Annotated in this window: 22 protein-coding genes; 13 read left to right on the top strand and 9 right to left on the bottom strand. The window is 71.8% G+C overall.

Annotated features, from left to right (window positions below):
* Positions 1-10: 10 nt before the first annotated feature.
* A complete protein-coding gene (gene psrA, locus bpln_RS31285) occupies positions 11-1,150 on the bottom strand; it encodes an iron-containing alcohol dehydrogenase PsrA (protein ID WP_055140978.1) in 1,140 nt (379 codons plus the stop codon).
* Positions 1,147-2,010, bottom strand: coding sequence for a phosphonoacetaldehyde hydrolase (phnX, locus tag bpln_RS31290; protein WP_055140979.1), 864 nt, complete (start codon positions 2,008-2,010; stop codon positions 1,147-1,149). Before phnX ends, psrA begins: the two co-directional genes overlap by 4 nt.
* Positions 2,011-2,131: 121 nt before the next feature.
* On the opposite strand from phnX, the gene bpln_RS31295 reads away from it, so the two are divergent.
* Entirely contained in the window at positions 2,132-3,028 is an 897-nt protein-coding gene (locus tag bpln_RS31295) for a LysR substrate-binding domain-containing protein (protein WP_042628950.1), read from the top strand.
* 23 nt (positions 3,029-3,051) lie between these two features.
* Here the strand turns inward: bpln_RS31295 and bpln_RS38060 are convergent, their stop codons facing one another.
* Together bpln_RS38060 and bpln_RS31300 are read right to left on the bottom strand one after the other, a co-directional pair.
* Positions 3,052-3,294 (bottom strand): hypothetical protein, encoded by a 243-nt coding sequence (locus bpln_RS38060; protein ID WP_052498516.1) that lies wholly within the window; start codon positions 3,292-3,294, stop codon positions 3,052-3,054.
* Between the two features lie 251 nt (positions 3,295-3,545).
* Complete coding sequence (locus tag bpln_RS31300; RefSeq protein WP_055140980.1) at positions 3,546-4,445, bottom strand: DMT family transporter; 900 nt, start codon at positions 4,443-4,445, stop codon at positions 3,546-3,548.
* A 156-nt stretch (positions 4,446-4,601) separates the two neighbouring features.
* Here bpln_RS31300 and bpln_RS31305 point away from each other — a divergent pair, with 156 nt between their 5' ends.
* Together bpln_RS31305 and bpln_RS31310 are read left to right on the top strand one after the other, a co-directional pair.
* Positions 4,602-5,558: a helix-turn-helix domain-containing protein gene (locus tag bpln_RS31305; RefSeq protein WP_042629641.1), complete on the top strand. Its 957-nt coding sequence runs from the start codon at positions 4,602-4,604 to the stop codon at positions 5,556-5,558.
* Positions 5,559-5,849: 291 nt separating this feature from the next.
* On the top strand, positions 5,850-6,482 hold the full coding sequence (locus bpln_RS31310; RefSeq protein ID WP_042628952.1) for a trimeric intracellular cation channel family protein: 633 nt from the start codon (positions 5,850-5,852) through the stop codon (positions 6,480-6,482).
* A gap of 52 nt (positions 6,483-6,534) precedes the next feature.
* On the opposite strand, the gene bpln_RS31315 is transcribed toward bpln_RS31310, so the two are convergent.
* Both bpln_RS31315 and pdxR read right to left on the bottom strand, forming a co-directional pair.
* Entirely contained in the window at positions 6,535-7,641 is a 1,107-nt protein-coding gene (locus bpln_RS31315; protein WP_042628953.1) for a DNA alkylation repair protein, read from the bottom strand.
* A 206-nt stretch (positions 7,642-7,847) separates the two neighbouring features.
* Positions 7,848-9,659, bottom strand: a complete 1,812-nt coding sequence (pdxR, locus tag bpln_RS31320) for a MocR-like pyridoxine biosynthesis transcription factor PdxR (protein WP_055140981.1) — start codon at positions 9,657-9,659, stop codon at positions 7,848-7,850.
* A gap of 113 nt (positions 9,660-9,772) precedes the next feature.
* Here pdxR and bpln_RS31325 point away from each other — a divergent pair, with 113 nt between their 5' ends.
* On the top strand, positions 9,773-10,501 hold the full coding sequence (locus bpln_RS31325; protein ID WP_055140982.1) for an FMN-binding negative transcriptional regulator: 729 nt from the start codon (positions 9,773-9,775) through the stop codon (positions 10,499-10,501).
* Positions 10,502-10,710: 209 nt separating this feature from the next.
* Positions 10,711-11,913, top strand: a complete 1,203-nt coding sequence (gene fabV, locus bpln_RS31330; RefSeq protein ID WP_055140983.1) for an enoyl-ACP reductase FabV — start codon at positions 10,711-10,713, stop codon at positions 11,911-11,913.
* 106 nt (positions 11,914-12,019) lie between these two features.
* On the opposite strand, the gene bpln_RS31335 is transcribed toward fabV, so the two are convergent.
* On the bottom strand, positions 12,020-14,116 hold the full coding sequence (locus tag bpln_RS31335) for a catalase (RefSeq protein ID WP_042628957.1): 2,097 nt from the start codon (positions 14,114-14,116) through the stop codon (positions 12,020-12,022).
* A gap of 634 nt (positions 14,117-14,750) precedes the next feature.
* A complete protein-coding gene (locus bpln_RS31340; protein ID WP_055140984.1) occupies positions 14,751-15,359 on the bottom strand; it encodes an alpha/beta fold hydrolase in 609 nt (202 codons plus the stop codon).
* A gap of 240 nt (positions 15,360-15,599) precedes the next feature.
* Between bpln_RS31340 and bpln_RS31345 the strand changes: the two genes are divergently transcribed.
* The 8 genes from bpln_RS31345 (at position 15,600) to map (ending at position 23,878) form a co-directional block, all read left to right on the top strand.
* Positions 15,600-16,394 carry a hypothetical protein gene (locus tag bpln_RS31345; RefSeq protein WP_055140985.1) on the top strand — a complete coding sequence of 265 codons (795 nt, stop codon included), beginning with the start codon at positions 15,600-15,602 and terminating at the stop codon, positions 16,392-16,394.
* A gap of 317 nt (positions 16,395-16,711) precedes the next feature.
* Complete coding sequence (locus bpln_RS31350; protein ID WP_042629642.1) at positions 16,712-17,764, top strand: sugar ABC transporter substrate-binding protein; 1,053 nt, start codon at positions 16,712-16,714, stop codon at positions 17,762-17,764.
* Positions 17,761-19,392, top strand: a complete 1,632-nt coding sequence (locus bpln_RS31355; protein WP_055140986.1) for a sugar ABC transporter ATP-binding protein — start codon at positions 17,761-17,763, stop codon at positions 19,390-19,392. Before bpln_RS31350 ends, bpln_RS31355 begins: the two co-directional genes overlap by 4 nt.
* Positions 19,389-20,423, top strand: a complete 1,035-nt coding sequence (locus tag bpln_RS31360) for an ABC transporter permease (RefSeq protein WP_055140987.1) — start codon at positions 19,389-19,391, stop codon at positions 20,421-20,423. Before bpln_RS31355 ends, bpln_RS31360 begins: the two co-directional genes overlap by 4 nt.
* Entirely contained in the window at positions 20,416-21,423 is a 1,008-nt protein-coding gene (locus tag bpln_RS31365) for an ABC transporter permease (RefSeq protein ID WP_082465502.1), read from the top strand. Before bpln_RS31360 ends, bpln_RS31365 begins: the two co-directional genes overlap by 8 nt.
* Positions 21,424-21,518: 95 nt before the next feature.
* Positions 21,519-22,757 carry an acyl-CoA dehydrogenase family protein gene (locus bpln_RS31370; RefSeq protein WP_055140988.1) on the top strand — a complete coding sequence of 413 codons (1,239 nt, stop codon included), beginning with the start codon at positions 21,519-21,521 and terminating at the stop codon, positions 22,755-22,757.
* 87 nt (positions 22,758-22,844) lie between these two features.
* Complete coding sequence (locus bpln_RS31375) at positions 22,845-23,069, top strand: ParD-like family protein (RefSeq protein WP_042628977.1); 225 nt, start codon at positions 22,845-22,847, stop codon at positions 23,067-23,069.
* On the top strand, positions 23,069-23,878 hold the full coding sequence (gene map, locus bpln_RS31380; protein WP_042628978.1) for a type I methionyl aminopeptidase: 810 nt from the start codon (positions 23,069-23,071) through the stop codon (positions 23,876-23,878). Before bpln_RS31375 ends, map begins: the two co-directional genes overlap by 1 nt.
* 154 nt (positions 23,879-24,032) lie before the next feature.
* Here map and bpln_RS31385 read toward each other — a convergent pair whose 3' ends face one another.
* The gene (locus bpln_RS31385) at positions 24,033-24,518 is read right to left on the bottom strand and encodes a GNAT family N-acetyltransferase (protein WP_055140989.1); all 486 of its coding nucleotides are present in this window, start codon (positions 24,516-24,518) and stop codon (positions 24,033-24,035) included.

Below are 24,518 nucleotides of genomic sequence, written 5' to 3' on the forward strand. Positions count from 1 at the left end.
CTCCTGACGATCAGGCCGGCGGCGCGGCGTGCGCCGCTTCGGCGAAATCGAATTGCGGAAAGCGCGCTCGCGCGCCGATGAAGTTGCGGCCGCGCGCGCCGTCGAACGCGCCCGCGACGATGTCGTGCCATTCCCGCGCGCCGATCCCGTAGGCGGCCGGCTCGCAGGCGATGCCGAGCGCGCCGAGGAACGCCTCGAGCCGCGCCGGCCCGGCCTCGGCGCTGCCGAACACCTCGGCCAGCGCGCGGTCGCAGTCCGGATCGGCGCCGAGCGCGGCGCGCATCACGGCCGGCAGGCAGAACGAGCAGGCGATGCCGTGCGCCACGCCATGGCGCAGCGTGATCGCATACGAGAGGTTGTGCGCGAGCGCGGTGCGCGTGTTCGAGAACGCGAGGCCGGCGCGCAGCGCGCCGAGCGCCATCGCGGCACGCGCCGCGAGATCGTCGGGCGCGGCCATCACGCGCGGCAGCGCGTCCAGGATCTCGCGCGCCGCGCTCACCGCGAGGCCGCGCGTGACCGGATTCGCGTGTACGTTCCAGAGGCTTTCGAGTGCGTGCGACAGCGCGTCGAGCCCGCTGGCGAGCGTCGGCGCCGGCGGCAGGCCGACCACCAGGCGCGGATCGACCAGCACCGTCTCCGGATAGAGGTCGTCGCGCGCGAGCGAGAGCTTGCGGTCGCGCGCGGGATCCCAGACCGTCGCCCACGAGGTCACCTCGCTGCCGGTGCCCGAGGTGGTGGGGATCGCCACGATCGGCAGCGCGCGTTCGGCCACGCGCGTCGTGCCGTCGGCGATCCAGGCCAGCACCGGTTCGAGCCGGCCGTGCTCGGCCGCCAGCACCTTGGCCGAATCCATCACCGAGCCGCCGCCGAGCGCCACCAGCACCTCGGGCAGCGCCGGCAGCGCGGCCAGCGTCTGGCAGGCGCGGGCCAGCATCGTCACCGACGGGTTCGCCTCCACCGAGTCGATGCGCGCGAGCGCGGGGCCGGCGCTGGCCTCGATGCGCGCGGCCAGCGCGGCGAACGCCGGGTCGGGATAGGTGACGAGCGCGTAGCGGCGGCCCGCGAGCACCTCGCCGACCGCGTCGAGCGTGTCGATGCCGAAACGCACCCGCACCGGGTTGTGGAACTGCCAGCCGGCCGCGGTGCTCACGCCGGCTCTCCGGCGGCGAGGCGCTCGTCGATCGCGGCGATCACGTCCGGCAGGTCGGCGATGCTGTCGATCACGTAGTGCGCGCCCGTCCGCGCGAGGCGCTCGCGCGCCGGGCCGACGCGCGCGTCGCGGCCGGCGGCGTCGAGCGCGTGCCAGTCGGCCAGCGAGAGCCCCACCTCGTTGCCGCTCGCGGCCACGCCCACCGTCCACATGCCGGCCGCGAGGCCCGATTCGAGGCCGGTCGGGCTGTCGTCCACCACCACGCAGCCGCGCACGTCGGGCGCGCCGAGCGCGAGCGCGTTGGCGAGGCACATGTCCGGGAACGGCCGGCCGCGCGCGACGTCGCTGACCGTGCAGCAGTGGTCGGGGCGATAGCCGAGGCGCGCCGCCAGCGGCGCGAGATGGTTCATCACCTCGCGCGGGTAGCCCGTGGTGCTGCCGATCCGGATGCCGTGCGAGCGCAGCGTCGCGATGGTGTCGAGCGTGCCCGGGATCAGGTCGCTGTAGCGTTCGACGTTGCGCTCGTCGGCAATCAGGAACGCGGCGTAGAGCGCGTCGACGTCGGCGTCGGTCGAGGCCGCGGCGCGCGCGGCGCGCCAGCGTGCCTGCACGGCGGCGTCCTCGAGGATCAGCTCGATGTGCTCGCGCTTGGCGGCGCCCATCGGCGCGCGCGCCTCGGCCTCGCTGATCGGCACGCCGGCCGCCTCGAACACCTCGCGAAACGCGTGGACCGGCGCGAGGCAGCCGAAATCGAGCACCGTGCCGGCCCAGTCGAAGATCGCGGTGGTCACCGGGCCGCGATAGGCGCGGTTCGGGTGGGCGGCGGGGCACACGTCGAGGGATGCGGATCGTTGCGGCATGCTCGGCTCCGAAGAAAAGTGGATCACGGAGCCAGCATAAATTTGCAACATGACCGGTCCATGATCGAAATACCCGGTGCAAGCCGATCTATCCAACGAAAAATCCGATCGATCCGTTTCGATGACCCTGACCCAGATTCGCGCCTTCCTCGCCGTGGTCCAGCACGGCGGCTTCACGGCCGCGGCCCGCGCGCTCGCCACTAGCCAGACCACCGTCACCTCGCAGATTCAGGGGCTCGAACAGGAACATGGCGTGCAGCTGTTCCACCGGCGCGGCCGGCGCGTGGAGCTGTCGGCCGTCGGGCTCGACTTCCTGCCGCTCGCGCGACAGATCAACGGCCTCGAGAACGACGCGCGCTCGCTGCTGCACGACAGCGGCGAGCTCACGCGCGGCGTGCTGCGGATCGGCGCCGTGAGCCCGTTCCACGTAACCGAGATCATCGAGGCGTTCCATGCCGCGCATCCGCGCATGCAACTGGCCGTCACGCTCGGCAACTCGGAGAGCGTGCTGAACGACCTCGACGACTACGCCTGCGACGTCGGCGTGATCGCGCGCTCGTTCAGCGACGCGCGCTACGAGATGGCGCCCTACGCGAGCTATCCGGTGATCGCGTTCGTCGGCGTCGCGCATCCGTTCGCGGCGCGCGGCACGATCACGCTCGCCGAACTCGCCGCCGCGCCGCTGCTGATGCGCGAGGCGGGCTCGACCACGCGCCGCGCGCTCGAGGACGCGCTCGCCGGACTCGGCGCGACGCCGCGCGTGGCGATGGAGATCGGCAGCCGCGAGGCGCTGCGCGAGGCGGTGGCGCGCGGGCTGGGGGTGGGGACCGTGTCGCTGTCGGAGTACGTGCCGGACGAGGCGCGGCTGCGGCCGGTGCGGATCGAGGGGGATCCGGTCAGCACGCATATTCATGTGTGCTGTTTGCGTGAGCGAAGGGATAGCCGGCTGGTGGCGGCGTTCTTCGAGGCGATGCGGCGCTGTCGGCCGCAGGGACCGATGAGCGTGGCGCCAGGCTGAAGCCGGCGGCCCGATCGGCACGTTTAGCCAGGTGCGATTTCCTGCACCTCGTCCTTGGCAACCGCGATCACCCGTTCCTGCGACGTGGCCAGCAAATCCTGCGGCCGCCTGCCTCCCAGGAAGCTGCTGGACGACAGGAACCAGAAGGCGATGCCCCAAGCGTCCTTGCGGTCGCTCAATTCCTTGATGACCTGGGCCCGGGCCTTCAGCGGTCGAAAATCGGCATTCCGATCCAGTTCATCGGCAGGGAAATAATCGACGCCCACCCGTTCTCGGCGAGGACCGAACGCAAATGACCGGCGACGTGCTCGAACGAGAGTACCAACACCTGGACGGCACTGGATTGTCGGAGGCGGTTCCGAACCTGTTTCGGGGTTCCAGCCAGGGTGGAGACCCCAGGATGGTCTTCCGCGACGCTCATGATCTCTCCAGGAGAATCGGCGGCGGCCGCCGGGCGGCGAGGCACCCGCGCCTGCCGCCTGTCCCGGCGCCCGCGCCAGGAAATCGAGCATCGGGCTCAAGCCACGCAGCGCCGCCGCGCAAACACGCGCCGCGTCAGATCGAACGCCACCAGGTTCCCCGCCACCACCAGCACGAGCCCCAGCACCGCCAGCGGCGACCAGCGGTAGCCTTCGAAGATCGTCGACACCGTCAGCGCCACGAACGGGAACAGCACCGTGCAGTAAGCGGCGCGCTCCGGCCCGATCCGCCCCACCAGCATCAGGTACGAGGTGAAGCCGATCACCGAGCCCGGTATCGCCAGATAAGCGAGCGCTCCAAGATAGCGCGGCGCCATCTCCGGCACGAGCGGCAGCCCGGCCGCGAGCGAGCCGAGCGTGAGCACCGAGGCGCCGATCAGCATCGCCCACGCGTTGGTGGTGAGCGGATGCAGCCCCATCGCCTGCATCCGGCTCGACAGCAGGCTGCCGGTGGAGAAGCACAGCGTGCCGCCCAGCGCGATCACGAGGCCGCGCCAGGTGGCGGCGTCGCCGAGATGGCCGGCCATCTGTTGATAGAACAGGCAGCCGATTCCCATCAGCCCCAGCAGCGCGCCGGCGATCGCGGTGGGCTGCAGCGGGCGGCCGAGGAAGATCCGGCCGTTGATCGCGTTCAACAGCGGCGCGATCGAGAACACCACGGCCACCAGCCCGCTCGGCACCACCTGCTCGGCGTAGTAGAAGCACAGAAAGTTCAGACAGAACAGCGCGAGACCCTGCGCGACGAGGAAGCGCCACGCCTCGCGGGGCGGCCGGATCGGCCGGCGCAGCAGGCGCAGGATCGCGAACAGCACGGCGGCGGCGATCCAGAAGCGCCAGGCGATCGACACGGACGGCGGCACGCCGTCGAGTTGCCATTTGATGGCGATCCACGTGGTGCCCCAGATCAGCACCGTGACGACATAAAGCAGAAGATTCATGAGTAGCGAGCGGCAGTAGCGGTGACGAGAACGGGAAGGCGCCGGGCGCTCCCCAGCCTCGACTGTGCCGTGCCGCGCGCCGCCGGGCTTGTCCGGAATTGCTGTCTTTATGAAATGGGCCGGGCCGGCGCGCGCGCGCGCCACTATACTGCGCCAATGAAGCCAGCCCGCGCCACGCCGCCGATCCTCCTCACGCCGCCCGCCACCGCCGCCGAACTCGCGAACGCCGCCGACCTGCCGTTCGGCATGCAGTCGGTGTGCCGCACGCTCGCCGAGACGGACGCGACGCTGCACCGCTTCGCGTGGCTCGGCGACCATCTCGCGGTCGCCGAATGGACGCGTGACACCGAGATCGCCGAAACGGCCTACGACCAGCCGGGCCATCACACGCTGTCGTGCTACCTCGCGGGCGGCTACCGTACCGAGCGGCATAAGCTGCCGGGCCGCTACGGCGCGCCGAGCCGGCTCTGCGCGCTGCCCGGCGACCACGAATCGCGCTGGTGGGTGCGCGGCAAGATGCACTTCATGCATCTGTACTTCCTGCCCGAGCACTTCTCGCGGCGCGCCGTGCGCGAACTCGACCGCGAGCCGCGCGAGCTGGGCCTGGCCGATCGCACCTATTTCGAGGACCCGCGCATGGCCGAGCTGTGCCGCTCGCTGCTGCTGGAATCGTGGGACGACGTGGACGGCCGGCTGCGCGCGAACGAAACCGCCCACGACGTGCTGAGCCTGCTGATGCGCGACCAGAGCGCCGTGCGCGCGGGCATGCCGCGCACCGGCGGCCTCTCGCCGGCGGTGCGACGGCGCCTGCGCGACTACATCGAGGCGCGGCTCGCGCAACCGATCACGCTCGGCGAACTCGCCGATCTCGCGGCGCTGTCCGAATACCACTTCTCGCGGATGTTCCGCGTCTCGTTCGGCAGCCCGCCGCACGCCTGGATCGCCGAGCAGCGGCTGGCGCGCGCCCGCTCGCTGCTGCGCGGCACGGCGCTGCCGCTCGCGCAGGTGGCCGCGCAATGCGGCTACGCGAACGCCGCGCACTTCAGCCACCGGTTCCGCGACGCGCACGGCGTCGCGCCCACCGCGTTCCGGCAGGCGATGCGGCGCGCGTGATGCGCTTGGGGCGGGTGGGTCGGTGGTTGCGCACGTTAGTTCGTCACCGCGTCGACCCGGCCGCGCATCGCCTCGTCGTCACGCCACCCCGCCGCCTGTCACCGCCTGCCCCATCGCATCGCGCGGCAAGGTTCCGGTTGCAGTTTTCGGACATCTGCCTATCATCGGTACCTCGCGCCTCCACCTGCTCACCGAGATGTTCCCGCCTGTCTTCCCGCCCCGCCCCCGCACGTCCGCCCGGCCAGCCTCCGCCCACGCGGAAACGGCCGCCGCCACGGCGGCCCCGCGCCCATGAACGGCCACGTCGCCTACACCGTGCTCGACCTGACGGGCACGTTCGCGTTCGCGATCAGCGGCGCGGTGGCCGCGCGCCAGCGCCGGCTCGACCTGTTCGGCGTGGTGTTCGTCACGTTCATCGTGGCGTGCGGCGGCGGCATCGTGCGCGACATCTGCATCGGCGCCGTGCCGCCGGCGGGCCTCGCGAACTGGAGCTATCTGGCGGTCTCGCTCGGCGCGGCCGCGCTGACCATCGCCGCCTACCAGAAGGTGCGCCGGCTGCGCTATCCGGTGCTGCTGTTCGACGCGATCGGGCTTGGGCTGTTCGCCGTGTCGGGCGCGCAGAAGGCGCTCGCCTACAGCGGCAGCGCCGAGGTGGCGATCCTGCTCGGCATGTTCAGCGCGGTGGGCGGTGGCGTGATCCGCGACGTGCTGCTCTCGCGCGTGCCGGCCATCCTGCAGCGCGAGATCTACGCGCTGGCCGCGCTGGTCGGCGCCACGGCGGAGGTGGTCTCGCTGCGCACCAACTGGCTGCCGGTGCTCGCGCCGTGGCTCGCGATCGGCGCATGCGTGGCGATCCGCCTGTCGTCGCTCTACTTCGGCTGGCGGCTGCCGGTGTTCGGCCGGCGCCGCCCGGCCGGCGAGTGAAGGGCCGCGGCCGGTCTTCCACCCCGGCCCGCGTCGCGCCTTACGCGCGCGCCTAACGCATCAGGTCGAAATACGCCTCGGCCACCACGGCGCCGTTCACGATCAGTTCGACGCCGTGGCGCCCCGCGTAATGCACGCGCGTGGTGAAATCGCGAATCGTCTGGCTGCGAACGAGCGTGACCCGCTGCCCGGGCGCGAGCGTCAGCGTCTTCAGCTTGAACACCTTGTGTACGATCGCGCCGCTCCTCTTCACGTAGCCCACCCGGTAGTCAACGACGAGCCGTTGGGCGGCCGGTGCGCGCGACCGCAGTTCGCCGGCCAACGTGAGCGTTTCGCCGAGCGCGAGCGCGGCCGGCGTGACCGTGAACGGCCCGACCTCGATCTCGGGCGCCGCCTGTGCGCCAAGCAGCGCGAGCGCCTGCGCATCGCCGCGCTTGACGAGCGTGCGCAGCGCATGGCCGACGATCCAGCGCGTGCCGGCATCGTCCATGCCCCAGGCCGCGGCACGCGCCATCACCCAGGCCGGGTGCTGCTTCGTCACGTCGTTCAGGTGATTCGCCACCGAGCGCCGCACGTAGGCGCTCGCGTCGGCGCGCAGATTATCGAGGATCGGCGCGGCCAGCGCCGGATCGGCCTCGATCTCGCGCAGCCGGAACGACCACGGCAGCCGCGGGCGGCTGCCCTCGCTGGCGAGCCGGCGCACCGCGTCGTCGTTGTCGCGGGACCACTCCGTCATGATCGCGAGCGCGCGGCGCGGGTCGTCGCGCAGGAATTCGCGCACCGCGAATTCCGCCGTGCCGTGGCGCGTGAGCTGCGCGAGCGCCGCCATCGAGCGTTCGAACGCGTGGCGGCCGAACTGCCCGACGTAATCGGGTGCGACCAGCGACAGGAAGCCGCCGCCAAGCCGCGGCGCGGCCTCGACGAGCAGCGCGAGCACGGCCTCGTGGCCGCCCGGCAACGCCCGCGCGCCGGCCTCGATCGCCATGCTCGCGCGGCGCACGCGCGCCATCAGCGAGAGAGCGTCGAGGCCGTCGAGCGCGACCGCCAGAAACGCGCGCGCGTCGAAGCCGCGCTCGATCGAGGTCAGGATGGACGATAGCGAGCGGAGCTGCCGCTCTCCCATCGAGAGCTTGAGCGGGACGGCGGACTGGGTGGTCATCGGCTTGAGGGCGGCACGACGGGTGGCGCTGAAGCGAGGGGGATGCCGAGTATGACCGAGGCTGCTGTCAGGTTTCGTCAGTAGACTTCGGTTCGCCGACGGGTCACCGGCGCGAGGCCGCCATGGCGGCTCGGTCGGAGCGGGCCGCCTGCCGTGCGGGTCCGTTCCCGGCCACCGCCGCCGCCCATCCCGGCATCGGCCGGATCTCAGCCGGCGCCAAGGCCGGCTTCCTGCGCCGCCAGCCTGACCACCGCCGCCAATCTCAGCGCCGCCTCGTCCATGCGCGCCTCGTCAAAACCGCCGAAGCCCAGCACGAGCCCCGGCCGCGCGGTGCCGGGCGCGTACATCGGCGACACGGGCCGCACCGCCACGCCGGCCTCGCGCGCGAGCGCCACCACGCGCCGGTCGTCGAAGCCGGACGCGAGCCACAGCACCAGATGCATGCCCTGATCGCTCGGCGCGCGCCATGCCAGCGCGGGCGGCAGCGCCGCGTCGAGCGTCGCGATCAATCGCGCGCGGCGCGCCGCGTAGACGCCGCGCACGCGCCGGATGTGGCGGTCGAGATGCCCCTCGGCAATGAACGCAGCCAGCACGTGCTGGTCGGCCTCGGGCGCGTGGCGGTCCATCAGCACGCGCGCGCCGCGAAACGCCGCCGCGAGCGCGCCGGGCACGATCGCGTAGCCGAGCCGCAGCGACGGAAACAGGATCTTGCTGAAGGTGCCGAGATAGACGACGCGCTGCGGGTCGAGCCCCTGCATGGCCGGGAACGGATGCCCGGCGTAGCGCAGCTCGCTGTCGTAATCGTCCTCGACGACCCACGCGCCGGCCGTCCGCGCCCAGTCGACGAGCGCGGCGCGGCGCGCCACGCTGAGCGGCATGCCGAGCGGATACTGGTGCGAGGGCGTGACGAAGGCCGCGCGCGCCTGGGGCGCGAGGCGCAGGCCGGCCTCGACGTCGAGCCCCTCGGCGTCCACCGGCACGCGCACGATCGCGTCGCGGCGGCCGGTACTCTCCAGGATCGCCGTGATGCCGCGATAGGCCGGATTCTCGACCCAGGCGGCATCGCCGGCGCCGAGCAGCACCTGGCTCGCGAGAAACAGCCCCTGCTGCGTGCCGCTCGTCACGATCACCTGATCGGCGTCGCAGCGCACCGAGCGCGAGCGGCGCACGTAGCCGGCGATCGCCTCGCGCAGCGCCGCCACCCCGCGTGGATCGCCATAACCGGACGGCACCGCGGCGCCGCGCGCGCGCAGGCGGTTGCCGAGCCGCCGCCAGGCGGCGTCGGGCAGCGTCGGGCCGCCCGGCACCGACACCGCGAACGGCACCGGCGGCAGCGGCTCGAAATCGGCGGCGATCGCCGCGAACGCGGCGGCCGGCCCGGGCAGGCGAGCGGGTGTCGCCGGCTCGCCCCTCGAGCGCGACGGAGGCGACGAAAGCGGCAAAGCCGGCGATGCGCCGCCGCCAGCCGCTGCCGGCCGCCCGGCGGCGTGAACCGACGGCGCGACGCATGCCGCCGTGTCGCCAAGCCGATCGCCGTCGGCGGCAGGCTCTCGCCCGACGGCGTGAACCGACCTCGAGATGTATGCCGCCGTGTCGAGCCGATCACCGTCGGCCATCGATTCTCCCCCGGAAGCGAAGTCCACCTGGCCGCCCGGCCGCCCGCGCCGGCCCGACCGCAGCGGCCCGCCATCGGCCGCGCGCGGCACTACCCAGGCGTCCACGCCCGAAGCACCGCCCGCCGTCGGCATCACGGCCGCCGCCACCCAGGTCCCGGTACGCCCGCGCGCCACCAGAAACCCCTCGGCGATCAGCTGCTCGAACGCCTCGGTCACGGTCCCGCGCGCCACGCCGAGCGCCTGCGCCAGCGGCCGCGTGGCCGGCAGCGGCTCGCCGGCGCGCAACTCGCCGCGCCCGATCGCGTCGCGCAGGCGCTGCGCGAGCTGGCGGCTCAACTGGCCCGCCGCGCGGTCGAGCGGGCCGAGCGACGGGATTTCGGGCGTCTTGGCGGTGCGTGCCATCGATTCTGGTCTATTGAAATATCAAAAAACTGGCCCTTCATCATAAGCCAGCAACGGCGCAGAATGCCGCCAACCCCAATCGGGCCACCGCCCCTTCCCCACCCGGAGCCGCCATGTACCTGCCCGCCCATTTCGCCGAAGCGCGCCCCGAGGCGCTGCACGCGCTGATCGCCGCGCATCCGTTCGGCGCGCTCGTCACGCACGGCCCGGACGGGCTCGACGCGAACCACCTGCCGTTCGAACTCGACGCGCAGGCCGGCCCGCACGGCGTGCTGCACGCGCACGTGGCGCGCGCCAATCCGGTCTGGCAGCAGTTGCACGACGGCGCCCCGGTGCTGGTGATCTTCCGCGCGATGGACGCCTACGTCTCGCCGAACTGGTATCCGGGCAAGCACGAGACGCACCGCCAGGTGCCGACCTGGAACTACGCGGTGGTCCACGCCCACGGCCGCCTCACGGTGCGCGACGACACGCGCTACGTGCGCGGCGTGGTGGCCCGCCTCACGCGCACGCACGAGGCCGCGCAGCCGGTGCCGTGGAAGATGGGCGACGCGCCAGCCGACTATCTGGAGCCGATGCTTGCGGCCATCGTCGGCATCGAGATCGAGATCACGCGGCTCGAAGGCAAGGCGAAGCTGAGCCAGAACAAGGACGCGCGCGACCGGGAAGGCGCCGCCGCGGGCCTGCACGCGCAGGGCCGGCACGAGATCGCCGCGGCGATGCGCGCGGGCGGCATCGGCACGGCACCCGGGAACCCGGCCGGCGACGCATCCGGGCACCTGTCCGATCCTCGATCCGATCGTGAACCGGATATCGGAGCGGGCACCGACATAACGAAATGAGCCAGCTGCGCGGCCCCGGGCGCCGCGCCGCGAAGCGGCCCTCGCGCACCGGCCGCGCCTAGCGGGCGGGCGACCCGCAGCCGGGCCCGGCCGGAGTCGGATGAGTCGGATGAATCGGCCGCAATCGTTCGCGGCGTCGCGGGGCATCCATTACAATGCACGGCGTTTCCGTTCTTCGAACTACGACTTCCCCGCATTCAGAGGCTTTCATGATCATCAAACCGCGCGTGCGTGGCTTCATCTGCGTGACCACTCATCCCGTCGGCTGCGAGGCCAACGTCAAAGAACAGATCGACTACGTGGTCAAGCAAGGCCCGATCGCCAACGGTCCGAAGAAGGTGCTGGTGATCGGCGCGTCGACGGGCTACGGCCTGGCCGCGCGCATCTCGGCGGCGTTCGCGTCGGGCGCGGACACGCTCGGCGTGTGCTTCGAGCGCGCCGGCAGCGACAGCAAGCCGGGCACGGCCGGCTGGTACAACACGGCCGCGTTCGAGAAGTTCGCGAAAGCCGAGGGCCGCTACGCGAAGACGATCAACGGCGACGCGTTCTCCGACGAAGTGAAGCGCGTGACGCTCGAGACCATCAAGGCCGACCTCGGCCAGGTGGATCTGGTGGTCTACAGCCTGGCCTCGCCGCGCCGCACGCATCCGAAGACGGGCGTGGTCCATCAGTCCACGCTGAAGCCGATCGGCAAGACGGTGCAGTTCCGCGGCCTCGACACCGACAAGGAAGTGATCCGCGAGGCGGTGCTGGAGCCGGCCACGCAGGAGGAAGTCGACAACACGGTGGCCGTGATGGGCGGCGAGGACTGGAAGATGTGGGTGGACGCGCTGCGCGAGGCCGGCCTGCTGGCCGAAGGCGCGAAGACCACGGCGTTCACCTATCTCGGCGAACAGATCACGCACGACATCTACTGGAACGGCTCGATCGGCGCGGCCAAGAAGGATCTCGACCGCACCGTGATCGGCCTGCGCGAATCGCTCGCGCCGCTCGGCGGCGATGCGCGCGTGTCGGTGCTGAAGGCGGTGGTCACGCAGGCCAGTTCGGCGATCCCGATGATGCCGCTGTACCTGTCGCTGCTGTTCAAGGTGATGAAGGAAACCGGCACGCACGAAGGCTGCATCGAGCAGGTGTACGGGCTGCTGCACGACACGATGTACGGCAACACCCCGCACCTGGACGAAGACGGCCGCCTGCGCGCCGACTACAAGGAACTCGACCCGCAGGTGCAGGCCAAGGTGGCGGCGCTGTGGGACCACGTCACCAACGAGAACCTCTACGAAATCACCGATTTCGCCGGCTACAAGCACGAGTTCCTGCGCCTGTTCGGCTTCGAGATCGCCGGCGTGGACTACGACGCCGAAGTCGATCCCGACGTGGAGATCCCCGGCGTGATCCAGGTCGGCATCTGAGGCTGCCGCGCGGCAAGCGCGACCTGAAGAAAACGTAGGAAAGCAGCGGAAAAAAGCGGCGCCGGCTTCCACCGGGCGCCGCTTTTTTGTTAGCGCGTGCCGCTCGTCACGCCAGATCGCGCACCTTCGGCTCGCGATCGTAGAAGCGCCGGGCCGCCGCCTTCACGAACGCGTCGCCGAGGTCGGTCACGCCCGCGTCGGGCTGGATGCCGGCCCGCTCCAGCAGCGGCTGCGCGCCCGGCGTATGGCCGATCGCCTTCAGGTGGGCGAACGCGTCGAGCACGAAGGAAACCGCCGCCGAATCCTGCGCGAGCTTGCGCGCGGCGTCCTCGGTCAGCACCAGCGCGACGGCATCGACCAGCACCGACGGCGAGCCGGCCAGTTGCCCGTCCGCCGTCAGCGTGCCGCCCTTCACCGGCACCCCGCCCACCTTCGGCGCGATCAGCATGGCGCGCCCGCCGGCCTTTTCGATCGACGCCACCAGCGCCTCGATCGCGGCCTTGTCCGAGCCCTCGTCGAACAGGATGCCGACCTTGCGGCCCTGCAGCGTGTGCTTCGCGTTGGCGACGATCGACAGCGCCGGCGACGGCTTCATGTCGATCGGCTCGCGCGCCGGCGGGGCGGCGTCGGGCAGCGGAATCGCGAGGCCGTCGGCCACGCGCTGCGCGAGCGATTCGTCGACGTTGCGCAGCCGCGAGACCATCCGCGAACGCACGTGTTCGAGCGACACCTTGGACAGTTCGAACACGAACGCCGAGGCCAGATGCGCCTGCTCGATCGGCTCCAGCGAGCGGAACAGCAGCCGCGCCTGGCTGTAGTGGTCGGCGAACAGCTCGGCCCGCACGCGCAGCTTCTCCGACGGATCGTTGCGCTCGGCGTTGGCCTCGAAGGTGGTGAAGCCCTCGGCCGGCGCCTCGCGCGGGCCGCCCGCCTCGCCCGCTTGCGCGAGCGAGTTCGGCTCGTAGTTGGCGCGGCCGGTGGGCACCTGGGTCTGCATCATCCCGTCACGCTGCATGTTGTGGAACGGGCAGCGCGGCGCGTTGATCGGGATCTGGTGGAAGTTGGTGGTGCCGAGCCGCGACTTCTGCGTGTCGAGGTAGCTGAACAGGCGCCCCTGCAGCAGCGGATCGTTGGTGAAGTCGATGCCGGGCACCACGTTGGACGGCAGGAACGCGGCCTGTTCGGTCTCGGCGAAGAAGTTCTTCACGTTGGCGTTCAGCGTGAGCCGGCCGATCGTCTCGACCGGAATCTCCTCCTCGGGGATCAGCTTGGTGGCGTCGAGCACGTCGTAGGGCTGCTTCGCGGCCCACGCCTCGTCGAACACCTGGATGCCGAGATCCCACTCGGGAAAGTCGCCCGCCTCGATCGCCTCGAACAGGTCGCGGCGATGATAGTCGGGATCGGCCCCGGCGATCTTCACGGCCTCGTCCCAGCAGGTGGACTGCACGCCGAGCACCGGCGTCCAGTGGAACTTTACGTAGCGGCCCTCGCCCTTCGCGTTGACGAAGCGGAACGTATGCACGCCGAAGCCCTGCATCATGCGCAGCGAACGCGGGATCGCGCGATCGGACATCGCCCACATCAGCATGTGGGTGCTTTCGGGCATCAGGCTCGCGAAATCCCAGAACGTGTCGTGCGCCGAGGCTGCCTGCGGATAGCCGCGATCGGCCTCCATCTTCACGCTGTGGATCAGGTCCGGGAACTTGATCGCGTCCTGGATGAAGAACACCGGGATGTTGTTGCCCACCAGGTCCCAGTTGCCCTCGCGCGTGTAGAACTTCACGGCGAAGCCGCGCACGTCGCGCGGCGTGTCCACCGAGCCCGCGCCGCCCGCCACCGTCGAGAAGCGCACGAACACCTCGGTCTCCTCGCCGACCGTCTGGAACAGGTTCGCGCGCGTGAGTTCGGGGATCGCGCGCGTACACTTGAACACGCCGTGCGCGCCGCTGCCGCGCGCATGCACGATGCGCTCGGGGATCCGCTCGTGGTCGAAGTGGAAAATCTTCTCGCGCAGCACGAAATCCTCGAGCAGCGTCGGGCCGCGCTCGCCCGCGCGCAGGCTGTTCTGGTTATCGGAGATCGGGACGCCGAAGTTGGTCGTCAACACGTCGGGATCCTGCTTGCCGCGGCCCGTGTGTTGCTGATGCAGTTCGCCACCGTGGCCGATGACATCGGCATCCTGGGTCGCTTTCGATTTGGCCATGCGTTTCCTCCACTTCCGGTTGTGGGGTCAAAATCCGGCCGATCGGCACGCGCGCCGCGCGTTTGCTCGCCATGCTGCGGGCGAGTGAACGCGGCGGCGTGCCGTCGGCGCTCGAATCGGTATCGATCGCGGCGGGTGGCGGTGATCAGGCGCCGGTCAGGCGCCGGTGCGGTGCCGATCTTCCGCAGGCGTGCCTCGGGCCTGCAAAAACTACAAAGCCGGCGATCGATATGACGTGCGGCGCGCGTCCAGGGGGGCGGGCGCGTGCCGGCCAGGGAATCGCGCAATATCCGGACCCGGGGAAACGGGGTGGTGGCGGGAGGCGGAAACGGTGGCTTGGCGAGGGGTCGCGGCGAAGGGCGCGGACGAAACGCATGCCCGGGAGCCCGCACGGCCGGCGAGGGGACGAGCGCGTCAGCTTGGGCGGCGCGGCCCGCCGAAAAACACGATGACCGCGCTCGCGAGCGCAAGCGTGGCAGGCGATGGCGAAACACGCGCATCGCACGGGCAGACGCGCCGGCGGAAACGAAATGATCCCGCTCGCGGATGCATGCCGGCGGGCACGACACGAACATGACGCCCGCATCGACGATCGACACGACGGCCGCAGCCGAAACGGCGATCCGCCGGCGCGTCAGCGGTGCAAATGCGCGTCGACGAGCGGCGCGAGCGCGGCCGCGTGCGCGTTCGCGAGATCATGGCGCCCGCCGCGCACCACATGCAGCCGCGCATCGGGCAGCGTGCCGAGCAGCCGCTCGCCGACCGCTGGCGGGCTGAACGGATCGTCGTCGCCCCAGATCAGCAAGGTCGGCTGCGTGACGCCGGGCAGCCGGTCGGTCAGGTCGCCGCGATAGGCGACGAACCAGTCGGGCAGCGACGCGCCGGCCGCCCGGAACGCGGTACGCCAGTCCTCGGCGCCGAGCCCCTCGACGTCGACGCCGCCCGAGGTCACGCACAGCACCAGATGCGTGACGAGTTCGGGGCGCGCCAGCGCGGCGCGTATCGCGAGCACGCCGCCCATCGATTGCGCGATCAGCGCGCTCGGCCGGTCCAGGTGCGCCAGCACCCGGTCGAGCAGATCGTCGAGGTCGCGCAGCGACGGATCGGGCGGCTCGGCGCCGAAGCCGGGATACGCGATGACCTCGCGCTCGGCGCCGTGTTCGAGACGTTGCGCGAGCGGCTGCCAGAACGCGGTATCGCCCGATGCGCCGGGCAGGAACAGCAGCCGGGACGGATGCGGCATGAAGAAGGCTCCTTGAAGAGGCGACGGCGGCACGGCGTGGCCCGGCGCGTCGGTCCGGGACAGCACTCTCAGGCCGCAATCATGACAGCAGATGGCGCATCGCGACAGCCCATACGACAGCTGACGCAGCAACCGGGGCCACGGCATGCCCGCCGCCAGATCGAGCGGCAGGCGCCACGCCAAACGCGGCGGCAACCCTCTCGCCGCCGGGTATCATCATGCTTTACCCGCCCCGCCCTCATGCTCGCGCTCAAGCTCACGCTGGTCCCGTTGTTCCTGCTCGTGGTCTCGATGTCGGGCTCGTGGTGGGGGCCGTCGATCGCGGGCTGGCTCGCCGGGCTGCCGGTGGTGGCCGGGCCGATCCTGTTCCTGCTGGTACTCGACCATGGCCCCGCGTTCGGCGCGCAGGCGGCCGTGCTGTCGCTGGCCGCGATCCTCGCCTCCGAAGCCTTCAATTTCGCCTACGCCTGGGCCTGCCGCACCCGCCGCTGGCCGGTGGCGCTCGCCGCCGCGCTGGCGACCTGGCTCGCGGCCGCGCTGCTGCTCGCGCGGCTGCCCGGCTCGCCGCTGCTGGCGGTGAGCGTGGCAATCGCGGCCGTGGCGTTCGGCCAGCGCTTCCTGCCGCGCGCGTCGCATGGCGCCGCCAGCCTGCCGCTCACGCGCCGCGACCTGGCCGGCCGGATGGTCGCCGGCGCGCTGCTGACACTGGCCGTGACCGCCCTCGCGGGCCGCGCCGGCCCCGCATGGAGCGGGCTGCTGGCCGTGTTCCCGCTGCTCGGCAGCGTGCTGGCGGTGTCCTCGCACCGCGCGCACGGCAGCGACTTCGCGATCGCGCTGCTGCGCGGCATGGTGCTCGGCCGCTTCTCGTTCCTCGGCTTCTGCCTCGTGCTCGCGTTCACGCTCGGCCACGTCTCGACGGCGCTCGCGTTCGCGCTGGCCGCCGCCGTCGCGATGACCGTGCAGTGGACCACGCGCCGCGTCGCGCGGGCGGCCGCGCGGCGCGTGGCGGCCGGTGCATCGATGCCGCCGCGATAACGCGGCACGCCCGGCCGGCACGGCGCCGCGCGAGCCGCGGATGCCGGCGCGGACCAACGGCCGGGCCGGCCCGCGCACGATTCACGAACCCATGCAGCGAAGCGAACGGAACCCTGTTCGCCTGCCTCGTCCCCTCCTTTGCTTCACGCCGATTCGAAAAAGCACCGCACGCCCCACGCGCAAAGCACATCACGCCCACGCTGATAATCAAAGCGCAAATCGATGGTTTCGCTGGCGCGGGCAGGCCGATTAGATTGCTGCTGATCCGGTCGGCCAGCCGCCGGCCCCGCCGTTTTTCCGATTCCTTCCGCGCCTCGATGATCACTCGCTTCCACGCCTTGCGCTCCCGCTTCGCACCGCTCGCAACGCTCGCGCCGGCCGCCATGCTCGCCGCCGCGCTCGCCCTGCCGCCCGCCATCGCCGCCGCGCAGGCCACGCACGCCGCCGACACGGCGCCCGTGCCGTCGCTGAAAGGCAAGCGGATCGGCATCACGGCGGCCGGCACCGATCACTACTGGGACCTGAAGGCCTACCAGGGTGCGATCGACGAGGTGAAGCGGCTCGGCGGCACGCCGATCGCGCTCGACGCGGGCCGCAACGACAACCGCCAGATCGCGCAGATCCAGACGCTGATCGCGCAGAAGCCCGACGCGATCGTCGAGCAGCTCGGCACGGCGTCGGTGCTGGAGCCGTGGCTGCAGAAGATCCGCCAGGCCGGCATCCCGCTGTTCACGATCGACACGGCCTCGCCCGCGAGCCTCAACGACACCACCTCCGACAACTTCTTCATCGGCGAACAGCTCGCGCTGAAGCTCGTCAACGACATCCACGGCGAGGGCAACATCCTGGTCTTCAACGGCTTCTACGGCGTGCCCGTCTGCGCGATCCGCTACGACCAGCTGAAGGCCGTGCTCAAGTACTACCCGAAGGTCCACGTCGTCGAGCCCGAACTGCGCGACGTGATCCCGAACACGGTGCAGAACGCCTACGCGCAGGTCAGCCAGCTGCTGACCAAATACCCGAAAGGCCAGATCGCGGCGATCTGGTCGGCCTGGGACGTGCCGCAGGTGGGCGCCACGCAGGCCGTGGACGCCGCGCACCGCGACGAGATCCGCACCTACGCGGTGGACGGCAGCCCCGACGTGGTGGCGCTCGTCAAGGATCCGAAGTCGAGCGCGGGCGCGGTGGTGGCGCAGCAGCCGGCGCTGATCGGCAAGACCGCCGTGGACAACGTCGCGCGCTACCTGGCCGGCGACCACACGCTGCCGCCCTACACCTACGTGCCGTCGCTGCTCGTCACCAAGGACAACGCGGGCTCGCTGCAACAGGCGCTCGGCCAGACCGGAACGGTTGCGCCCGCATCGAAATGATCGACCCGGCTTCCGCGCCCGCCGCCGCGCCCGCGCTCGAATTGCGCGACATCGTCAAGCGCTTCGACGGCACCGCCGCGCTGCGCGGCGCGTCGCTGGCGGTGCCGCGCGGCACCGTGCATGGCCTGATCGGCCAGAACGGCGCCGGCAAATCGACGCTGATCCGGATCCTCGCCGGGATCCACGCGGCCGACGCCGGCACGATCGCGATCGACGGCATCACGCAGCCGCGCAACGCGGCCGGCGCCACGCGCGTGACGCCCGGCGCCGCGCTCGGGTTCATCCACCAGGAACGCCTGCTGCCAGCCACGCTGACCGTGGCCGAGGCGCTCGCGCTGGGCCGCGAGCCCGCCTTCGGGCCGCGCGCGGCCGGCGCGCTGCGCCTGCTCGACGGGCGGCGCATGCGGCGCGCGGCGCGCGAGGCGCTGGACCGCCACTTCGGCATCACGCTGCCGCCGGACCGCCTGATCGGCGAGCTGAGCGTGGCCGAGCAGCAGCTCGTGCAGATCACACGCGCGCTCGCGGGCGAGCCGGCGATCCTCGTGTTCGACGAGCCCACCGCCGCGCTGGTGAGCCGCGAGGTGGACAGGCTGCTGCGCACCATCGAGCAGCTGCGCGCGCGCGGCCAGACGATCCTCTACGTCTCGCATTACCTGAACGAGATCGCGCAGGTCTGCGACGGCGTGACGGTGCTGCGCGACGGCGCCGACGTGGCCCATCTCGACGCGCGCGCGACGCCGGTGGACGCGCTGGTGGCCGCGATGCTCGGCGACGAGGTGCCGGCCGCCACGCGCCGGGCCGCCCCGGCCGGCGCGAGCGCGGACCTTGAATCCGGAACCTCCAATGCCTCCAGCGCCGCCGACGCGCCGGTGCTCGCGGTGCGCGGCCTGAGCGCGCCGGGCCGTTTCGAGGCGGTGTCGTTCGCGCTGCGGCGCGGCGAGATCGTCGGCGTGACGGGTCTGCTCGGCTCGGGCGGCAAGCCGCTGGTGCGCAGCCTGTTCGGGCTCGAGCGCGGCGTGACCGGCGCGATCGAGATCGACGGCCGCGCCGCGCCGTTGCGCACGCCGCGCGAAGCCGTGCGGCGCGGCCTGGGGTTCGTGCCCGAGGACCGGCGCACGCACGGCGTGGCGCCCGCGCTGTCGGTGCGCGAGAACATCTCGCTCGCGAGCCTCGCGCGCGTGAGCCGGCTGGGCTTCGTCGCGCGCGGTCGCGAGGCCGGCGTGGCGGGCCGGCTGATCGACGCGCTATCGATCCGCGCGCCTGGCGTGGACGCGCCGGTGCGCCAGCTGTCAGGCGGCAACCAGCAGAAGGTCGCGCTCGCGAAATGGCTGAGCCGCGCCTCGCGCGTCTATCTGCTCGACGAGCCGACGATCGGCGTGGACGTGGGCGCCAAGCACGAGATCTACCGGCTGCTCGACCGGCTCGCGCGCGACGGCGCGGCGGTGCTGCTGTTCTCGAGCGACCTGATCGAGCTGCTCGGCGTGACCGACCGCATCCTGGTGATGGCGCGCGGCCGGCTGGTGCGCGAGGTGGCCACGCGCGACACGGATCGTCACGAGCTGCTGGCCTGGACCACCGGCGCGCGTGCCGACGGCGCGGCGCCGGTGCATCGTGAGGCCGCCGCATGAGCCGGGTCCTCGACACGCCGCGCGCGGCCGGCACGCGCTTCGCGCGTCTGCGCGGCCTGCGCCCGGGGCCGCAGGCCTGGCTGCGCGGCGGCGCGCTGCTCGCGTTCGCGGCCGTGTTCGTCGGTTTCGCGTTCGGCTCGCCGTTGTTCCTCACGCTCGCCAATCTCGCCAACGTGCTGCAGCAGTCGGCCGTGGTCGGGCTGCTCGGCTTCGGCCTCACGGTGGTGCTGATCGGCGGCGGCGCGGACCCGATCCGCGGCGGCCTCGATCTCTCGGTGGCCGCCAATCTCGGCTTCTGCGCGGCCGTCTACGCGGTCGCGCTGCGCGCCGGCGGCACGCCCGGCGCGGCGCTCGCGCTGACGCTCGCGGCCGGCGCCGCGATCGGCGCGCTCAACGCGTTCGCGGTACTCGTGCTGCGCATCTATCCGCTGCTCGCCACGCTGACCACCATGAACCTCTGCGCCGGCTTCGAGCTGGTGCTGACGCAGAACACCTCGGTGCCGGCCGCCACGCCGCTGCTCGCGTTCCTGCTCGGCGACGGCGCGGCCGGCGTGCCGACCCTCGCGCTCGCACTGCTGGCCGCGGCCGCCGGCTTCACGCTGCTGATCCATCGCACGCCGTTCGGGCTGCGCCTGCACGCGGCGGGCGCGCACCCGGAAGCGGCGCGCGCAGCCGGGGTGCGCGTCGTGCTCGTGATCGCCGCCAGCTACGTGCTGAGCGGGGTGGCCGCGGCGCTCGCCGCGCTCGCCAACCTCGCGCTGCTGAGCGGCAGCTCGCCCGGCGCCGGCGACAACCTGCTGACCGTGATCGCGGCCGCGCTGCTCGGCGTGGTGTTCTCGCGGCGCCTCACGCCGACCATTCCCGGCACGCTGCTGGCGGTGCTGTTCATCGGCGTGATCGGCAACGGCTTCCAGCTCGACAACGTGTCGAGCTACTGGGTAAACGGCGTGGAAGGGCTCCTGATCCTGTTCGTGGTGACCACCACCGCCATCGTGCGGCGCCGACACGCGGGGAGCCATGCCCATGACTGAACGCGCCGGCCGCCGGCCCCGCTTCCTCTCCGGTTTCGTCGCCGATTGCGTCTCCGGCCTCAATGCTCGCTTCGCGCTGGTGGGCGCGCTCGCCGTGGTGATCGCGTTCTTCGTCGTGTTCGCGCCCGGCTTCGCGCGCGCCGGCAACCTCGCCGACGTGCTGCGCGACAACTTCGCCCTGCTCGCGATCGCCTCGCTCGGCATGACGCTCGCGCTGTCGCTCGGCGCGGTCGATCTCTCGCTCGGCACCGCGATCGACGTGGCGAGCCTCGTGTTCGTGCTGCTCAGCGCGCATCGGGTAGCCACGCCCGTCGCCGCGCTGGCCGGACTCGCGGCAGCGGCGGCGGTGGGCGCGTTCAACGGCGTGCTGATCGCGCGGATCGGCATCGCGCCGTTCCTCGCCACGCTCGGCACGCTGTTCATCGGCCAGACCGTCCAGCAGCTCGCCACCGACGGCGGCCAGCCCGTGTACCTGCTCAACCTCGCGCTGCCGCCGCTGTTCGGCACGCTCGCGCACGGCACGCTGCTCGGGCTGCCGGTGCCGCTGTGGATCGTGGCCGCGCTGGCGCTGGCCGTCCACGCGGCTCTGGCGTGGTCCGGCTTCGGCCGCGCCGCCGCCGCGCTCGGCGCGCAACCCGGCGTCGCGCGCTACTCGGGCCTGCCGGTGGCGGCCGTGACGTTCGCGGGCTTCGTGGCGAGCGCGCTGATCTACGGCGTGGTGGGCCTGCTGCTGTCGTCGACGGTCAAGGCCTACGTGCCGCTGTCCGGCAACGGCTACCTGCTCAACGCGATCGGCGCGACCTTCATCGGCACCACGCTGTCGCCGGCGCGGCGGCCCAGCGTGCCGGGCACGCTGCTCGGCGTGCTGCTGCTGAGCCTGGTCGCCAACGGCCTGCTGCTGACCGGCTGGAACTTCTACTGGCAGCAGGTGGCGACCGGCGTGCTGATCTTCGCCGTCCTCGCGCTCGGCTTCGCCGGGCGGCGCGACGCCCACGCATGACATCCCCACGTTTGACGCGCGGCCCACGCCCCGGCGCATGACGCGCCGGCGGCCCGCCGCGCGCCGTTCCCCAATCGCAACCACGAGTTCATCGCATGTCCCAGGATCGCAACACCGCCCTGCCGCCCGACGTCGTGACGAGTGCCGCGTGGGGCGAGCCGCCCCGCGATGCCTACGCGGGCCTGGTGGCCCCGTTCCGGCCGCTGTTCGCGCGGATTCGCGAGCAGGCCGTCGCGCGCGAGATCGAACGGCGGCTGCCGTTCGACGCGCTCGGCTGGCTGCGCGACGCCGGCCTCACCGCCGCGCGCGTGCCGCGCGAACACGGCGGCCTCGGTCTCGCGCTGCCCGATCTGTTCGAATTGCTGATCGAGCTGTCCGAGGCCGATTCGAACCTGACGCAGGCGCTGCGCGCGCATTTCGGCTTCGTCGAACACGTGCTCGGCAGCGAGGCCGAGCACCGCGCACGCTGGCTGCCGCGACTCGCGAAGGGCGATATCGTGGGCGGCGCATGGTCGGAGCCGGGCGACGCCAGGCAGGCGCAGTTCGCCACGCGCCTCACGCGCGCGGCCGACGGCTGGCGCCTGGACGGCACCAAGTTCTACACGACCGGCTCGCTGTTCGCGGACTGGATCCACGTCGGCGCGACCGACCCCGACGACGCCTACGTCAGCGTCACGATCGATCGCCATGCGGCGGGCGTGGAAGTCGACGACGACTGGGACGGCATGGGCCAGCGGCTGACCGCCAGCGGCACCAGCCGTTTCGCCGGCGTGGCCGTGGACGCGCGCGAGATCGTCACGAGCGCGCCGTTCGCGTATTCGGAGGCGTTCTACCAGCTGGTCCACCTGGCGACGCTGGCCGGCATCGGCCGCGCGGCGGCGAGCGACGCGGCCGCGCAGGTGGCCGCGCGCCGGCGCAGCTACAGCCACGCCGCGGCCGCGCGTCCCGCCGACGATCCGCAGCTGCTGCAGGTGATCGGCCGCGCCCGGGCGCAGGCCTGGGCGGCCGGCGCGGCCGTGGCGCAGGCCGCGCGCGCGCTCGAACGCACGACGCACAGTGCGGGCGCGGCGGGCGCCTCCGCGATCGCCGAGGCCGAGGTCGAGATCTGGCAGGCGCAGACGGTAGTCGCGCAGCTCGTCCTCGATGCAACAGCCGGCGTGTTCGACGCGCTCGGCGCCTCGGCCACGCTGCGCGCCAACGGGCTCGACCGCTACTGGCGCAACGCGCGCACCATCGTCTCGCACAATCCGCGCGTCTACCGCGAGCGCATCGTTGGCGATTTCGCCGTGAACGGGACGCTGCCGCAGGGGCAGTGGCGGATCGGCGTCGTTTGAGGGCACGGCGCGCCCGCGATCCCCACCGCGTCCCCATCGTTTCCTGCTATTATGCGAAACAGCTACATTTCGTATATATAGGGCATCATGGGAATCATCAAAATCTCCGAGTCGATGCACGACTCGCTGCGTCGCACGAGCGGCGCGCTGAGCCGCTCGATCAACGCGCAGGCCGAGCACTGGCTGCGCGTGGGCATGCTGGCCGAACTGAACCCGACGCTGGCCTACGGCGACATCTGCCAGCTGCTGCTGCGCGCCGAGGCCGGCGCGCCGGCCGAACACGACGACGCTGCGCTGTCGAAGGTCGCATGATGGCGCGCTCCCAGAAAGTCACGCTGCGCTCGCAGGCGGAGATCGCGCAGGCGCGCGAGGCGGGCAAGCTCGCGGCCGACGTGCTGCGCATGATCGGCGAACACGTCAAGCCCGGCGTCACCACCGACGAACTCGACACGCTGTGCCGCGAGTTCATCGTCGGCGTGCAGCAGGCCACGCCTGCGAACATCGGCTACCACGGCTTCCCGAAGACGATCTGCGCGTCGGTGAACCACGTGGTCTGCCACGGCATCCCGTCCGCGCACGTGCTGGAGCACGGCGACATCATCAACATCGACGTGGCGGTGATCAAGGACGGCTGGTTCGGCGACACCAGCCGCATGTACTTCGTGGGCGAGCCCGACGCGCAAGCGAAGCGCCTGGTGGACACCACCTACGACGCGATGCGCGCCGGCATCCTCGCGGTGCGGCCGGGCGCGACGCTCGGCGACGTCGGCTACGCGATCCAGAGCGTCGCGCATCAGGCCGGCTACAGCGTGGTGCGCGAATACTGCGGGCACGGCATCGGCACCGTCTACCACGACGAGCCGCAGGTGCTGCACTACGGACGCCCCGGCATCGGCATGAAGCTGGTGCCCGGCATGATCTTCACGATCGAGCCGATGCTCAACGCGGGCAAGGCCGAGACGAAGCAGCTCGCCGACGGCTGGACGGTGGTCACGAAGGACCGCTCGCTGTCCGCGCAATGGGAGCACATGGTGGTGGTGACCGACGACGGCTTCGAGGTGCTGACGCCGTGGCCCGAAGGCACCGGCACCTATGCGCCGATCGGGGCATCGGCGGCCTGAGCCCCGGCATGCGGGCCTGCTGCCGATGGCGCATGAAGGCGGCCGGCCTCGATGACAGGTGGCGGTAACGACCGCACTCACGGCGCGGCGGATCGATCGGTCCGCCGCGCCGTGCCGCGTCGTGCCTCGTGGGCAACCGGCTTCGCCGCCGCGTTCAGGCGGCGGGGGCCTCGCCAAGCCAGCGATACATCACGAAGCAGTCGACATAGCCAAGCGTGCGGTGGCGATAGGCGCGCGGCAGCGTACCCACCACGTCGAAACCCATCTTCTTCCACAGCGCCACGGCCGCCACGTTGGTGGACACCACCGAGTTGAACTGCATCGCGAGGAAACCCGCCTCGCGCGCCACCTGCAGAGAGTGCTCGCACATGCGCCGCGCCACGCCCTTGCCGCGCGCGGCCGGCGCCACCATGTAGCCGCAATTGCAGACATGCGCGCCGGGGCCGGCCGCGTTCGGCTTCAGGTAGTAGGAGCCCAGCAGCTCGCCGTCCTCCTCGGCGAGGAACGTGTAGGCCGGCAGATCGATCCAGAGCGCGCGGGCCGCCTCCTTCGTCAGCGCGGGATCGTAGGCGTAGGTTTCCCGCGCGGCGGCGACCACCTGGAAGGTCGGCCAGAAGCGGTCGAAATCGTCGTCGGGCAT

Source organism: Burkholderia plantarii (genome assembly GCF_001411805.1).
Taxonomy (GTDB): Bacteria; Pseudomonadota; Gammaproteobacteria; order Burkholderiales; family Burkholderiaceae; genus Burkholderia; species Burkholderia plantarii.

What these genes read in the sequence shown, in the direction of transcription:
- bpln_RS31350 (WP_042629642.1), top strand. Translation starts at nt 16,712, where the DNA reads ATGATCACTCGCTTCCACGCCTTGCGCTCCCGCTTCGCACCGCTCGCA.
- phnX (WP_055140979.1), bottom strand. Translation starts at nt 2,010, where the DNA reads ATGCCGCAACGATCCGCATCCCTCGACGTGTGCCCCGCCGCCCACCCG.
- bpln_RS31360 (WP_055140987.1), top strand. Translation starts at nt 19,389, where the DNA reads ATGAGCCGGGTCCTCGACACGCCGCGCGCGGCCGGCACGCGCTTCGCG.
- pdxR (WP_055140981.1), bottom strand. Translation starts at nt 9,659, where the DNA reads ATGGCACGCACCGCCAAGACGCCCGAAATCCCGTCGCTCGGCCCGCTC.
- bpln_RS31370 (WP_055140988.1), top strand. Translation starts at nt 21,519, where the DNA reads ATGTCCCAGGATCGCAACACCGCCCTGCCGCCCGACGTCGTGACGAGT.
- bpln_RS31335 (WP_042628957.1), bottom strand. Translation starts at nt 14,116, where the DNA reads ATGGCCAAATCGAAAGCGACCCAGGATGCCGATGTCATCGGCCACGGT.
- bpln_RS31325 (WP_055140982.1), top strand. Translation starts at nt 9,773, where the DNA reads ATGTACCTGCCCGCCCATTTCGCCGAAGCGCGCCCCGAGGCGCTGCAC.
- bpln_RS31305 (WP_042629641.1), top strand. Translation starts at nt 4,602, where the DNA reads ATGAAGCCAGCCCGCGCCACGCCGCCGATCCTCCTCACGCCGCCCGCC.
- bpln_RS31295 (WP_042628950.1), top strand. Translation starts at nt 2,132, where the DNA reads ATGACCCTGACCCAGATTCGCGCCTTCCTCGCCGTGGTCCAGCACGGC.
- bpln_RS31310 (WP_042628952.1), top strand. Translation starts at nt 5,850, where the DNA reads ATGAACGGCCACGTCGCCTACACCGTGCTCGACCTGACGGGCACGTTC.
- map (WP_042628978.1), top strand. Translation starts at nt 23,069, where the DNA reads ATGGCGCGCTCCCAGAAAGTCACGCTGCGCTCGCAGGCGGAGATCGCG.
- bpln_RS31315 (WP_042628953.1), bottom strand. Translation starts at nt 7,641, where the DNA reads ATGACCACCCAGTCCGCCGTCCCGCTCAAGCTCTCGATGGGAGAGCGG.
- bpln_RS31300 (WP_055140980.1), bottom strand. Translation starts at nt 4,445, where the DNA reads ATGAATCTTCTGCTTTATGTCGTCACGGTGCTGATCTGGGGCACCACG.
- bpln_RS31355 (WP_055140986.1), top strand. Translation starts at nt 17,761, where the DNA reads ATGATCGACCCGGCTTCCGCGCCCGCCGCCGCGCCCGCGCTCGAATTG.
- bpln_RS31340 (WP_055140984.1), bottom strand. Translation starts at nt 15,359, where the DNA reads ATGCCGCATCCGTCCCGGCTGCTGTTCCTGCCCGGCGCATCGGGCGAT.
- bpln_RS31375 (WP_042628977.1), top strand. Translation starts at nt 22,845, where the DNA reads ATGGGAATCATCAAAATCTCCGAGTCGATGCACGACTCGCTGCGTCGC.
- bpln_RS31385 (WP_055140989.1), bottom strand. Translation starts at nt 24,518, where the DNA reads ATGCCCGACGACGATTTCGACCGCTTCTGGCCGACCTTCCAGGTGGTC.
- fabV (WP_055140983.1), top strand. Translation starts at nt 10,711, where the DNA reads ATGATCATCAAACCGCGCGTGCGTGGCTTCATCTGCGTGACCACTCAT.
- bpln_RS31365 (WP_082465502.1), top strand. Translation starts at nt 20,416, where the DNA reads ATGACTGAACGCGCCGGCCGCCGGCCCCGCTTCCTCTCCGGTTTCGTC.
- bpln_RS31345 (WP_055140985.1), top strand. Translation starts at nt 15,600, where the DNA reads ATGCTCGCGCTCAAGCTCACGCTGGTCCCGTTGTTCCTGCTCGTGGTC.